At 38.1% G+C, this 14,213-nt stretch carries 10 protein-coding genes; 4 read left to right on the top strand and 6 right to left on the bottom strand.

Features of this window, described 5'->3' with window-relative positions; translation table 11 throughout:
• Positions 1-36: 36 nt before the first annotated feature.
• The 3 genes from polX to zapA all read right to left on the bottom strand — a co-directional run bounded on the left by polX (position 37) and on the right by zapA (position 2,659).
• On the bottom strand, positions 37-1,746 hold the full coding sequence (polX, locus tag MHH70_RS00445) for a DNA polymerase/3'-5' exonuclease PolX (protein ID WP_342472228.1): 1,710 nt from the start codon (positions 1,744-1,746) through the stop codon (positions 37-39).
• A 107-nt stretch (positions 1,747-1,853) separates the two neighbouring features.
• Positions 1,854-2,393 (bottom strand): CvpA family protein, encoded by a 540-nt coding sequence (locus MHH70_RS00440; RefSeq protein ID WP_066162246.1) that lies wholly within the window; start codon positions 2,391-2,393, stop codon positions 1,854-1,856.
• Between the two features lie 5 nt (positions 2,394-2,398).
• Positions 2,399-2,659: a cell division protein ZapA gene (zapA, locus tag MHH70_RS00435; RefSeq protein WP_066164329.1), complete on the bottom strand. Its 261-nt coding sequence runs from the start codon at positions 2,657-2,659 to the stop codon at positions 2,399-2,401.
• A gap of 419 nt (positions 2,660-3,078) precedes the next feature.
• Here zapA and MHH70_RS00430 point away from each other — a divergent pair, with 419 nt between their 5' ends.
• The 3 genes from MHH70_RS00430 to MHH70_RS00420 all read left to right on the top strand — a co-directional run bounded on the left by MHH70_RS00430 (position 3,079) and on the right by MHH70_RS00420 (position 9,096).
• Entirely contained in the window at positions 3,079-5,901 is a 2,823-nt protein-coding gene (locus tag MHH70_RS00430; RefSeq protein WP_342472227.1) for a tetratricopeptide repeat protein, read from the top strand.
• A gap of 153 nt (positions 5,902-6,054) precedes the next feature.
• The gene (rnhC, locus tag MHH70_RS00425) at positions 6,055-6,987 is read left to right on the top strand and encodes a ribonuclease HIII (protein WP_342472226.1); all 933 of its coding nucleotides are present in this window, start codon (positions 6,055-6,057) and stop codon (positions 6,985-6,987) included.
• Between the two features lie 315 nt (positions 6,988-7,302).
• On the top strand, positions 7,303-9,096 hold the full coding sequence (locus MHH70_RS00420; RefSeq protein WP_342472225.1) for a M3 family oligoendopeptidase: 1,794 nt from the start codon (positions 7,303-7,305) through the stop codon (positions 9,094-9,096).
• Between the two features lie 60 nt (positions 9,097-9,156).
• Here the strand turns inward: MHH70_RS00420 and MHH70_RS00415 are convergent, their stop codons facing one another.
• Complete coding sequence (locus MHH70_RS00415; protein WP_342472224.1) at positions 9,157-10,656, bottom strand: DHA2 family efflux MFS transporter permease subunit; 1,500 nt, start codon at positions 10,654-10,656, stop codon at positions 9,157-9,159.
• Between the two features lie 168 nt (positions 10,657-10,824).
• Between MHH70_RS00415 and MHH70_RS00410 the strand changes: the two genes are divergently transcribed.
• Positions 10,825-11,715, top strand: coding sequence for a TetR/AcrR family transcriptional regulator (locus MHH70_RS00410; RefSeq protein WP_342472223.1), 891 nt, complete (start codon positions 10,825-10,827; stop codon positions 11,713-11,715).
• Between the two features lie 189 nt (positions 11,716-11,904).
• Here the strand turns inward: MHH70_RS00410 and MHH70_RS00405 are convergent, their stop codons facing one another.
• Both MHH70_RS00405 and MHH70_RS00400 read right to left on the bottom strand, forming a co-directional pair.
• Complete coding sequence (locus MHH70_RS00405; protein WP_342473234.1) at positions 11,905-12,672, bottom strand: YqhG family protein; 768 nt, start codon at positions 12,670-12,672, stop codon at positions 11,905-11,907.
• An 8-nt stretch (positions 12,673-12,680) separates the two neighbouring features.
• On the bottom strand, positions 12,681-14,174 hold the full coding sequence (locus MHH70_RS00400; RefSeq protein WP_342472222.1) for an SNF2-related protein: 1,494 nt from the start codon (positions 14,172-14,174) through the stop codon (positions 12,681-12,683).
• Positions 14,175-14,213: the final 39 nt, after the last annotated feature.

Raw genomic sequence — 14,213 nt, 5'->3', positions numbered from 1 at the left:
GAAAAACACCCCCTGTTTCTCAATTAAATTTTTACCTTATTTATGACGGTGAATAAATGCTTCAAATTGTTCGATTGACCATGTATTAACGATTAATTCCTTTTTGAGCCATGCCTTTTGTGCATATTGAACGCCGATTTCCATAAAGCGTAAATGCTCGATTGCATGGGCATCTGTATTAATAGCAATCGGTACATTTTTCTCCGTCGCTAGCTGTAAATGCTCAATACATAAATCTAAACGGTACGGATTAGCATTTAATTCAAGTATTTTACCGTGCTCTGCAGCCCAATCTATTAGCTGAGGAATATTAGGATTATAACCACCACGCTGTCCTACGATACGACCTGTTGGATGTGCAATCATATGGACATATGGATTTGTAATTGCAGTATAAAGTCTCTCCATAATTTTACTTTGCGACTGTGTAAAGCTTGAATGAATGGAAGCAATAACAAAATCCAACTCACGCAACACAACATCCGAGAAATCCAATGTCGCATCTGGCAATATATCCATCTCAATCCCTTTAAATAAACGGAAATTTGAGTGCTCAGCATTAAATTGCTCAATTTCGGTCTTTTGTTTTGTTAAACGCTCTGGTGTAAGACCATTCGCCACCTTTAAATATTGTGAATGATCTGTAACAACCGCATATTGATAGCCTTTTTCGACCAAAGCCTGTCCCATTTCTGCAACGGAATGTGCACCGTCAGACCATGTCGTATGCAAGTGTAAATCCGCTACAATATGCGGTAATTGTACTAATTGCTCTAGCTCCTCTAAGCGCTCCAATTCCTTGCCATTTTCACGTACAGCAGATGGAATAAAAGGTAAATTAAAGTGTGCAAAAAATTCCTGCTCTGAGCTAAATGTTTCGATTGTGCCATCGGACTGCTCCACCCCATACTCACTAATCTTTTTCCCTTGCGATTTTGCAAGTTGACGCATGCGTACATTATGGTCCTTCGAGCCTGTAAAATGATGCAAGGCTGTTGCATATTCCTTCATACTCACAAGCCTAAAGTCGACACTAACAGGCTCGTCACGGTCCAATATAACAGAAACCTTCGTTTCTCCTGCCGCAACAACTTCTAAAATAACGAGCTGAGCTAAAATAGCCTCTCGCACCGCTACAGGTGATGATGTTGCAACAATGAAGTCAACATCCTTACTCGTTTCATTCGTACGTCTATAGCTACCAGCAACTGAAAATCGTTCCACCTCGGCAATGTTTTCTAGCAATTCATTTATTTCAAGTACGACAGGTTCAAGCTGCCAAATTGGCAATCTTTCTGCGCGAGAGCCAAAATTCTCAAGTTCTTTTTTTATTTTTTCCTCCGTTTTCGCTCCAAAGCCCGCTAATGCTTGCACCTGTCCTGCTTCACATGCCTGTAGCAATGACTGGGCATCAGTAATGCCTAACTCTTGATATAGCTTCGCTAGCTTCTTCCCCCCTAAGCCCGGCACTTTCATTAGAGGAATTAACCCTTTTGGTACTGCCTGCTCTAGCTCCTGCAAAACAGTAGACCGCCCATTTTCCAGTAAATCCTCGATAACAGCCGCTGTTCCTTTGCCAATCCCTTTAATTGCTGTAATATCCTCTATTTCACTCAAGCTGCGCTCATCCGTTTCTAGCGCAGCTGCTGCTTTGCGAAATGCCGATACCTTAAACGGATTTTCTCCCTGCAGCTCTAAATATAATGCTATTTTTTCAAGCGTACGAATAATTATTTTTTTGTTCATGCTTCTCTCTCCTTAAGAAAAGCCTCCCTCATTTGTCGAGAGAGGCTCCACCCTTAGCAAGTGTTATTTCACCTTTTGTCATTATCAATTGAACGAATATCAACATATCATTGTGTGTAAATATACCACCAGTTTTGGAACATTTGTGTTACTACTGGTGTATGCTCAAGAATTAATCCAGTTAAAATCGATTTATTCAGCACATTTTGGATTACTTCCAATGGCAATAATGCAAAAACATAAAGCGCAATAAAAATAATGAAATAAAATTCGATGAAGCCTAATATTGCACCTAATAAACGATTGATTGGACCGAGTATTGGCAAATACGTTAAAAAATCAAACATTGAACCGATAATTTGTAAAATCAATTTCACGATAAAGAAAATAAGTGCAAAAGCAATAACGCGATAAAACGTACGATCCACATCTAATGTATCTAGCACTAATGTCATCGTCGCATCTTCTGTGAAGCCCGGATATGGAACCCATAGCACAAATTTTTGCGCTAGTGGTTTATAATAAATATAGGCTACAATAAGCGCAATTAAAAAGCTTCCTAAATGAATGATTTGAACGATAAAGCCACGCTTCGCACCAATAATACAACTTAGTAATAATACGATTAATAAAATAATATCTAGCATTTACTTCAACCCTTTAACCTTTTCACTTCTTCTTCAAGCGCCTCGACTTGCGCTTTCAGTTGTAATAATTCATGTACAGAATTAACCGCTGTAAGTACTGCTAGTCTGGTGCTATCTAATGTTGGATTATGTGCACTTATTTGACGCATTTTATCGTCTACAATGGAAGCAACTAATCGCATATGCCCCGTCGATTCCGTACCAACCATTTTATATGTACGACCATAAATTTCAACTGAAATTCGATTTTTTTCTTGTTCAGCCAAAGTAATTCCTCCCAAAAGCATAGGCAACGCCAGCAGGTAGCCAATAATGAATCTCGCTTCATACAGTATCGTTTGAAGCATTAATTTAGATGGCATAATGCAATTCCTGTTCGATTTTCTGCAATTTTCATACTACATATCATACCATTTTTACATTGTATAATACAACAATAGACTGACAGAAATGCAGTTGTGTCAATATTTTAGAGGTTTTGTTGTGCTTTGGAATCACGCCAAATGATATATTTAACTTAGCTCAGCTATATTCCCTGCTACGAGTAACCGCGGGAGAATATGTTTTAGCTGCGTGGATAGTGACAATTTATCGCGACTGGAAAAAATATAAAATTTTGTTGAATGATGATATTATAACTAATAAATCTACCATTATATATTTCATTAAGGAGAGTTTAATAACAATGACTAAAAAAACAGAACAGCTTGAACTCGCTCATCTCTATTACGAAAACGGCGAGCTTATTGAAGCAGTAAAGTATTTTCGCAAAATCGGTATCAATAAATTAAACGATGATGACAAAATCCTCGTGGCAAAACTATTATACAAGCTTCAGGAGCAAAAAGAAGCTTACAAAATTATAAATGGCCTTATTGAACAATGCGACGTTTCAATGGCATACATATATAAAGCTTATTTCCACACAATGGCCGAGGAGCTGGAAGTAGCAGCTACAATTACCGAAAAAGCGATTGCACAATTTCTAGATGGTGAGCATAAACAGCTTATTTTTCTTTATGTCTATCGAGCACTGCTTCTTATAAAGTTAAATAACCACAAGGAGGCAAGAAATACCCTTGCAACTGCTCTTACGATTGATGCAAATGACATCAATATCGAGGAGGAGCTAATCGATGCAATTCATTTTCTTTATGAGGAGTTTGAATTCACATCTGAGGCGATTGAGCTACTTACACTCGTTATTGAAAAAGCTAAATCGGCATACGCCCATTCGAAGCGTGCAAATATACTGTTTGAAATCGACAAGAACGAGGATGCGCTTTTTGATTTAGATGAAGCGATTCGTTTAAGCCCTGAAACTAGCTTATATTGGTACAATCGTGGATTAGCGAAAAGTGCGCTACAAAATTATGAGGGTGCGATAACTGATTTCAATGAAACGATTAAGCGCGAGGATGACCATTCACAATTCTCCACTTATTATGAACTTGCCCGCGCTTATGTGGATATGCAGGATTATAAAGAGGCTGCAAATATTTTGCAATACTTAGTCGAGGACTGGAATCGTGCCCTACCCCATTATTATTTAGAGCTTGGTCTTTCACTTGAAGAGCTAGGCGAACTCGAAAAGGCAATTATTAGCTTAGAAAAAGGCAGAGAGCTATTACTGCAATTTGAAGCAGAGCAAGATAAAGGCCTTTCCGCTTTTCTTGAACGTGCAAACTATAATCATTCTGCGTATACGAAGCTGCGCGACTCTATTCGCAACCACTTCGACTTTCATTTACCATTAGCGCGCCTTTATCGTTATGTCGGTTTATGGTCGTATGCTGAAGACATGTTAAAAAAAGCGATTTTAATCAATGCTGAATCATCAGAACCATACTTTGAATGGGTACGACTTTATCAGGCCCAAAACAATGAAGAGGAAGCTTTACGCATTTTAGTTACTCTAAACGAAAAATTCCCTGCATATCCAATCGCAATCTATTGGTTAGCTGATTATTACTATCGTTTACAACGATACGAAGAAGCAATTAATATTAATAGTAATTTATTGGATATTGAAGATGATGATACTGTAAACTTTATTCAACGCGGCAAAATTCTTGATGAGCTACAGCGTTTTGAGGAAGCTGTTGAAGCATACAGTCAGGCAATTGCGCTCAATGACGAAAGTGAGGCAAGAATGAAGCGTGCATTTGCCTATTATAAAATAGAATGCTACGAAGAAGCTCTTACAGATTTACAGGAAGCATTAAGCTTAAATAAAGATTTAGACGAGGACGCCGAATATTATATTTTATTAGGGCAAATCTACGCTGCACTAGGTAATTGGAAGGCGGCGATTATGTTTTCAACTGCAATTCGTCTAAATCCAAACAGAATTTGGCTCTATATAAGGTTAGCTGAAATATATACTACCTATAATGAGCTTGAGGAAGCAGAAAAAATTCTCAGAAAGGCATTTGAAATTGGACATAATACAGAAGAGCCATATTATGGACTTGCACGATTTTATCGTGAACAAGAACGCTATGACGAGGTGAAGGAAATTTTACTTAAGCTTCATGAGTCGTTTTCTGCATCCCCTACCTCTCTCTTTTGGCTGACAGAAGCATACCATCACTTAAGTAATTTGGAGGAAGCACTCCAAGTTAGCAACGAATTAATTGTACTTGAGAATGATGATGACTTAAATTTTATCCAAAGAGGGGCCATTTTTGTCGACGCAAATGAATATGAGGCAGCAATTGAAGCCTATACAGCCGCAATACAGTTAAAGGAATCAGCAAACGTATATATGAAACGTAGCTATGCAAGTTTTTGTATAGGCAATTATGATGAGGCATTGGAAGATATAAACAGGGCAAATGAGCTTGATGCAGAATTAAAGGAAGAGGATTATTATCATATTGCCCTTGGGCATATCTTTTTTGAAACAGAATTATGGGAACATGCGAGTGCAGCTTTTGCTTCAGCACAACAAATTAGCCCACATGAAATTTGGCTCTACGAGAAGCGTGCGAGCTGTTTAATGAAGCTTGAGGAATATGAAACAGCAATCACTGTATGTACAAGCGGTTTAGATATTGACGCGAAAAACCCCCAACTCTATTGGTTAAGAGGGCTTCTGCATTTCATGCTAAAACAGTATGAGGAGGCTTTAGAGGATGCAAAAAGCTACCTAGAGCTTGATTCAGAAAATGGGGATGCTCATTACAATCTTGGCTTAGTTTATGAAAAGTTGGAGCAATATGATGAGGCATTTGCTTCATTTACAAAAAGCATAAAGTTAAACGCTCAACACGCCGAGAGCTATTTAGAACGAGCATATATTTATTACCACCGTTATTTTGAGACAGAGCATGCAATTGATGATTTATTACAATGGATTTTATTAACAAATCTGCGCTTAACTGTAGAGGAAAAGCTTGAAAAAATAGATGAACTGAGCGGCTTCAACGAACAAATTGTCAATGAGGTGAAGCAACGCTTAAAGGAATTCTCCGTTATCGACTCAGCAAATCATCTACTTCATTAAAAAATAAAATTCCCTAAAGGCAGCATATCAAAAGCAGCGCATCGCTTGCTTTTGGGAAAATCTCTTAATTTACTATTAAGATATGCTTTGAGAAGCAGATAAATATTTTGTAAACACGCTATAAAAATAGCGAGCATAGAAGGGAACGAAGGAATGACAAATATTGTTTTACTATTAACAAATGATAAGCTACAAGAAGTGCAAAGCTTTTATGCTACGAATAAAGTAATACGTAATGCACCGGGTGTTGTTTTTGCTGCGAAACTAGCAGATACAGCGATTACGGTGTATAAATCTGGCAAGGTAATGTTTCAGGGGGGTGGTGCAGAGCGCGAGGCTGCTCGCTGGGGTACTGCCGAGGTAAGTGAAAAAGGCATCGCCTCAAAGGGAGATGCGCTACCGAAAAACTTTGCTACTTTATCCGTTATCGGCTCAGATGAAACAGGTACAGGCGATTATTTTGGACCTATTACAGTAGCGGCTGTTTATGTCCCAGCGGATAAAATTCCTCTTGTGCAGGAGCTTGGTGTGAAGGATTCTAAATTGTTAACAGATGATTTCATGCGGAAAATTGCACCAGATTTAATGAAGGTTTGTGCGCACAGTATTTTAACACTACGTAATGATAAATATAATACATTACAAGCGAAAGGCTATTCCCAAGGAAAAATGAAGGCCTTATTGCACAATCAAGCAATTAGGCATGTTTTAAAAAAAATCGCTCCAGAGCAACCACAATATATTTTAATCGACCAGTTTGCTGAAAGAGCTACCTATTATCGTCATATTCAGCGTGAGCAAGAAATCATTCGCGATAATGTACTATTTTCTACAAAGGCAGAAAATTTGCATGTCGCGGTTGCTACTGCCTCCATTTTAGCTCGTTATGCTTTTTTAAAGGAGATGGACCGATTAAGTGAGCTTGTTGGATTCACACTACAAAAAGGGGCTAGCAGTAAAGTCGACGAAATGGCTGCGAAAATTTGGTTAAGTAAAGGCGAAGAAACACTGCACTCCATATCTAAATGGCATTTTGCAAATACAGAAAAAGCACGCAGGCTTCTTCAAAAAAGAAAGAATTTATGAATCATCTCAATTATACTTCGGTGTAATTGCTTTTGAGCGGACAATCTAAAACCGTCCCGACATACATCAATCGCAAACCTCCCTTCACATCCGCCGAACACGATGTTGCTCAGTCGTTGTGTACTTAGACTGAGCTCCTTTTGTCAATCACCCACTGAAAGAAGTTAGAAAGGCGCAATCGCGCGTCTTTTTAACTTTTTATTAGCTAATTTTTCTTCTTCATTTGAAAATTATTTCGAAATTCGAAAAAAAAGCGTGAAATAAGTTCGGAATTTTTGTAAAATAGAAAAGAATTTGTTTTTAGGAGGTTTTTTCATGACAACGAATTATCCAGAGGTATGGGATTTAGACGTATTTTTTGAAGGTGGTAGCAGTTCTTCACAATTTGCTGCACATTTAGAAAAAACGGCGGACTTAGTACAGGGCTTACAGCAATTTGTAAGTAAACTTACTGTACCGCAAACAGCATCGGAAACTGCAGGGTTACTTGAGGCAATTGATAAAGTGAAGGATGTACGCCAGCATATGGGGCAAGCAGGTGCATTTTTATCTTGTTTAAACGCTCAAAATATTAAAGACCGCGAAGCAATGTTGCTTTTAGGTAAAATTTCTGCACTCTATGCAGAGGTTGCGCCATCATATGAAAAGCTGCGACAGCTAGTAGGTCAAATTAAAGAAAATACATTTGCCCAATTAGTTGCGACGGAGGAGCTTGCTCCATTTGCTTTCATTTTAACGGAATGGCGCGATGCTTCAAAAGAATCGCTATCTGAGGAGGAAGAAGCACTTATTTCTTCTTTAACAGTAGATGGTTACAGGTCTTGGGGCGAAATGTATGACCTATTAATTAGCGATATTCGCGTGGAAGTTGAAGTGGACGGCGAAGTGAAATCGCTTTCTGTTGGTCAAGCGAATAACTTAAGCTCACACAAAGACCCTAAGGTGCGTAAAGCTGCCTTTGAAGCGATTGAAAAAGTATTTACAGAGCGTGAGGAATTTTTCGCTAAAACATTAAACCATCTAGCAGGCTTCCGTTTAAGCGTTTACAAAAAGCGTGGTTGGGATAATGTATTAAAAGAGCCTTTAACAATTAATCGAATGAAGGAAGAAACGCTTGATGCAATGTGGGGTGCCATTAGCGAGCGCAAGGAAATCTTCGCACGCTATTTAACACATAAAGCAAAAATGCTTGGCGATGAAAAATTAAATTGGTACGATTTTGATGCACCGGTAACAGAGGCAACAGCAAAAATGGATTATCAAGAAGGTGCTGCCTTCATTTTAAAACATTTTGGTCGCTTCGGTGCAGAGTTAGAAGCATTTTCACGTACTGCATTTGAAGATGGCTGGATTGAAGCGGAGGACCGTGATAATAAAAAGCCAGGTGGCTTCTGCACAGGCTTCCCGTTAGCACAACAATCGCGTATTTTCATGACGTATTCCGGTTCAATGTCTAATGTAGCAACATTAGCACACGAGCTTGGTCATGCATTCCATAGCTATGCTTTACGCCCTGTTCACCCATTAAACACAGGCTACGCGATGAACGTAGCAGAAACAGCTTCAACATTTGCGGAAATGATTGTTGCAGACGCAGCCGTTGAAGAAGCTAGCACAAAAGAGGAAAAAATCGCTTTACTTGAAGATAAAGTACAACGCTCTGTGGCATTCTTTATGAATATCCATGCACGTTTCCTGTTTGAAACTCGCTTCTATGAGGAGCGTAAAAAAGGTGTTGTGTCTTCGAAACGTTTAAATGAATTAATGGAAGAGGCACAACGTGAGGCACATGCAGGCGGTCTTGGTGAAACACACCCACATTTCTGGGCGACAAAGCTACACTTCTTTATTACAGGTGTGCCATTCTATAACTTCCCATACACATTCGGTTACCTATTCTCACTAAGCATTTATGCAAAGGCGAAAGAAGAAGGTATGGGCTTCGAAGAAAAATATATTGCGCTACTACGTGATACAGCCGTAATGACTGTAGAAGATTTAGCAATGAAGCATTTAGGTGAAGACATTACAAAGCGTGATTTCTGGTTAAAAGGAATCGCACTTTGTGAAAAGGATGTTGAAGAATTTATCGCATTAACAGCGCAATAATGTAAAACTTTAAATGGTAAAAAATAAAGGCAAAGTCGTTCGCCGACTTTGCCTTTATTTTTATTTACCTTCATATCCTTCTCGCTGTGTAACATCCACACGTTTAACAAAAAATGTAAGAACGAGTGCAATAAATGAAACGATTGTTGCCACAAAAAATGTGAAGTTAATGCCATCAAGCATTGCAGCCTGACCAATTTGGGCTGTCATTTCAGCAATTTGACTTTCTGTTGGCTGGATGCCGCTAGCTGTTGCTTGTTCTTGCGCCTCAGCTACCAATTTGGCTGCACGTGTTTTTGTATGTGCATTCATAATTGTTACGAATACAGCTGTACCAATTGCACCAGTCACTTGCTGTGCAGTGTTATTAATCGCTGTACCGTGCGGATTCATTTTCATTGGAATTTGATTTAAACCATTCGTCATAATCGGCATCATTACAAGTGACATACCGAATGAGCGCACTGTATAAACAGTAATAATATAAACATAAGAAGAATCTAACGACAGCTTCGATAAATAAAATGTTGAAACCGTCATAATAATCAATCCTAGCGTTGCAATCATGCGAGGACCATATTTATCAAAGAGTCTTCCTGTAATCGGTGACATCAGCCCCATAACAATAGCACCTGGTAGCATCATCAGCCCTGCATCAAATGGCGAAATACCGCGCACAGTTTGAACATAAGCAGGTGTTAAAATCATTCCTGAAAACATCGCTACAGACATTACCATCGAAATAACAGATGATAAAGCAAACATCGGATACTTATAAATGTGTAAGTCTAATAAAGGCTCTTCTAATTTTAGCTGACGCGCGACAAAAGTTACGAAACCAATTACACCTAAAATAATTGTGCCATATACTTCAAGCTCTCCCCAGCCCTTTGAGCCAGCCATACTAAAGCCGTATAATAAGCCTCCAAAACCAATTGTTGATAACACTAATGATAAATAATCAATGGTAACTTCACGTGTTGGCATGATGTTGCGCAACTTCCATATTCCTAGTACTAGGCTAATAGCCGCAAAAGGAATAATCATTTCAAAAAGCACACGCCAATTATAATGCTCAACAATCCATCCTGATAATGTCGGGCCAATTGCAGGTGCTGCAAACATCACTAGACCAAATAACCCCATCGCTGTCCCACGCTTTTCAATCGGGAAGCTAATTAACATAATATTCATTAATAGTGGTGACATTGTAGCAGCGCCTGCTGCTTGTACCATACGCCCAGCAATTAATATACCAAAACTCGGCGCAAATGCTGCCATTACTGTACCTAATAAAAACAATCCCATCGACGCAATGAAAATAGTTCTATTTTTAAATTTTGTAATTAAAAAAGCGGATGCTGGTACTAATATCCCACTTACTAACATATAGCCTGTTGAAAGCCATTGAACAGTTGAATAGTTTTCAATTTTTAAATCCACCATAATTGACGGTAACGCAATATTTAATAAAGTGTTATTTAAAAAGGCAACAAATGTTCCAATAAATAAAATTGCAATCATTAAATACGGTGGCTTTTTTGCTGTTTCTGCTGTCATATTTAAAACCCCTTCTGTTTATTATTTCATATTTCGAAGTTTCACTTGACCTATTTTATACTCACAGTCCAAAATTCGCAACTATTTTTCACTCAAAGTTTAAAAACATTGAATTATAAGCATTTTAAAGATAGAATGATAGTATAAAATTAAAGGAATTGAACAATTATGAATACGAGAAAAAGGAAAATTATCGATGCTTCATTACAGCTTTTTGTTGATAAGGGCTTCCACCAAACATCGATTCAAGATATTATTGAGCACGCAAATATTTCAAAAGGTACATTTTATAATTATTTTGCTTCTAAAAATGAATGCTTCTTAGCTATTTTAGAGCAGCTTCGCTATACGGCACAGCTTCGTCGCTATGAATTGCTTACGACTCGCGATGAGCAAGATATTGACGTTCTCATCGAACAAATTATTGTTCCTTTAAAGCTTCATGAGGAAAATAATTTGATGTCATTGTTTGAAGGTATCTTCCAATCCAGCAATCCCGAATTAAAGAAAGGTATGCAGCAGCATCGCTTCCATGAAATTAAGTGGCTTACAGAGCGATTTGCAAATGTTTTTGGTGAAGAAACAAGACCATATGCTTTTGAATGTGCCATCGTATTTTTTGGTATTACTCATTATTTTGCAATGGTTTGGCGCAGCGCCCATCGCTCATCTGCTGATTTAGAGCGACTTGTTCGAAAAGGGCTTGAGTATGTACAAGCACTGCTACCGACAATGCAAAAAACAAACGATGTTATGCTGGGCATCGACGTATTGCAGCTGCTATATAATAATGCGACACAGCCTGTAATAACAAAAGAACATGTTTTACAGCAACTTCAAGGATTCGCTAAACAATTAGAGCCTAAAACAAACGCAACGGGCAATGAGCTAACTGCTTTTCTAATTGAAGAATTAGCACAACACTCACTAAGAAAACACGTTATTCATGCAATGCTGCAAGCCTATCGCGCAGCATTTAAAAATACTAGTCATGAGGCTGAAGCAATCGAATTGTCCTATAAAATCTCATTTTTAATCAATTCTGTAGAAAAGGCATAAAGTGAACCTTCAATCAGCGGGGGTTCTTCTCATCCCCCACTGATTGGTAGTTTCACCAATCGGGTTTTTTACAGGCTGTTGAATTCCCCATTTAAACATCTTAATTTTTTTGCTGTTTTGAAGTGGGATCTTACAGCCTGTTAATACGGGATAAAATGAAACGTCTGAAAAGCGTGCAAAGCACTCTCTTCAGACGTTTCTCAAATAAAACAAACCTCCATTTACAATATCTATTTTTATTTTTGCCTCATAGCGCTCCTGCAAAGCTTGCTGTTCTATATTATATATTTCAGGCTTTTCTTCAAGACCATTATAAAAATAATCTAGTACGCGTTGTTCCCGCTGCCATTTAATCATTGCCTCGTCTGCCCAAGAATGATTATCTTGTAAAATTATTTCCTCCATTGCAGCCTGTATACGCTTTAGTCCCCTTAGTGGCGCAATAATATGTTTTACACAAAAGCCATTCATAGGTTTCGTTACAGATAAATCCTTTTGTATGAGTAACCTGTGAAAATCAAGCAGCAATTCCCCCGTCATTAAATTCAAACCAAATGAATAAAGCATTTCCTTCGTACAATCACAGCAATATGCTATTTTATAATTCACAGCGAGCCAAGGAGTTAAAAAAGTTTGTGCTGCTGATGTATCTATACTTTCATACATTTCTACATATGCACCTAGCTCATCTGTTACAAGATACAACTGCTGAAGTCTTGGAGAGCCAAAATGCACTCTCTCCCCCTGCTCCTGCATGCTAGTTGTCAACTGTAACCGCGCCGGATTTGGCTCGCTATTGGTTGCTTCGATATATTGCCAGTAGAAGGGGCGATTCATTATCTTTTTATCCATTTCAATTGTTAGCTGAATATTGAACGTATCATTTTGCCACACAACGTCACAGCCTGTTTCCGTAAAAAAATCATTTAAAAATTGATTAATCTGCTGCGAATCCATAGCAATCACTACCCACTCCTATTCGTTAATATCGCGTCTAATTCCCCAACTACTTGTTCAAATACATCAATTTTCGTATAAAGTAGTGCCAAAATATGCTGTTCAATTGTTTCTTCAACAGCAAAATTGTAAATTTCAACATCTTCCGTTTGTCCTAAACGATGGACACGACCAATGCGTTGTTCAAGCTTCATTGGATTCCATGGTAAGTCGTAGTTAATCACATGGCTACAAAACTGCAAATTGATACCTTCTCCACCAGCTTCTGTAGCAATTAGCACTTGTGCATGCTCCTTAAATAAATGCTTCATATAATCACGCTTGCTTTTTTTATACTTTCCGTTAAAGAGAACAGCGGTAATCCCCTGCTCATATAAAAATGCTTGTAAATAAAGCTGAGTTGCCCGGTATTCTGTAAAAATAATTACTTTATTGTTTATTTGCTTAATTAATTGTGCTGTTTTTTGTGCCTTAGAATGCGTGTTTAATTGCTGTAAGCAATCAAGAATTTTTTGCTGCTCTTCCGTTTGCTGCGGCATTTTCGATAATGTTTCATAGACTGCTTCCCTACTACTACAAAGCTCCTTTTGCAAGGTTAAACGAGTAATTGGGTTTGGTAATGGTAAATTGCTAATTTGCTCATATAACTCTCGTTCCTCAGAAGAAAAATGAATCGGTATAATTTGCACATGGCGCTTCGTCCATTCAATATTTGTATTTTCACGCCTATTTCGCACCATCACTTGGTGAACAAGCTCCTGCAAAAATTCATTTTGCGAAACCGAGTGCTTTTTTGCAGAAAAGGTGGCTTGAAATGCCTCATAGCTCCCTAAATGGCCGGGCTTTAATAAAGAGATTAAATAAAATAATTCAAAAATATTATTTTGAATCGGTGTAGCGGTTAGTAATAGGCAAAATTTCTTTTTCAAACTTTGAACAAATTCATAAATTTGCGTTTTATGATTTTTTAATTTATGTGCCTCATCAATAATAATCATGTCATAATTTTGCTCATAGATTCGTTCCTTATGCGGACTTTTCTTAGCGGTATCCATGCTCATCACAACAACACTACAATGCTCGAGCCCGTATTTTTTATTATATGCGATAGCAGGAATATGAAACTTTCCTGTTAATTCCTCCACCCACTGTGTAATCAATGAGGCAGGTGCTAAAATAAGGGTCTTTTGCACAAGACCACGAACCATATATTCCTTTAGGATTAGGCCTGCTTCAATCGTTTTTCCCAGCCCTACTTCATCAGCTAAAATGGCTTTACCATGCATTTCTTCAATAACGGTTGTCGCAGCATTGATTTGATGTTGTAACGGTGAGAGCATCGGCAAATATTTTACACATTGCAAGCCCGAGAAATTTGAAATTAAACGAGCCTCGGTCATCTCATAGTTCATTTTATAAAGCGCCCAGCTTTGCCAAGGCAGCTCTCCGTTTAATCGCTTTTCAAATCCTTCCTGCCAAACATTAGTTTGTTCGATTTTCATATTGACCACCTCAGCATTCAATTGCTTGTAGGTTGTTCA

This window comes from Metasolibacillus sp. FSL H7-0170, from assembly GCF_038593115.1.
Lineage (GTDB): Bacteria > Bacillota > Bacilli > Bacillales_A > Planococcaceae > Metasolibacillus > Metasolibacillus fluoroglycofenilyticus.
Note: the sequence above shows the minus strand (reverse complement) of the source record. Positions and strands in the feature narration are given on the sequence as shown.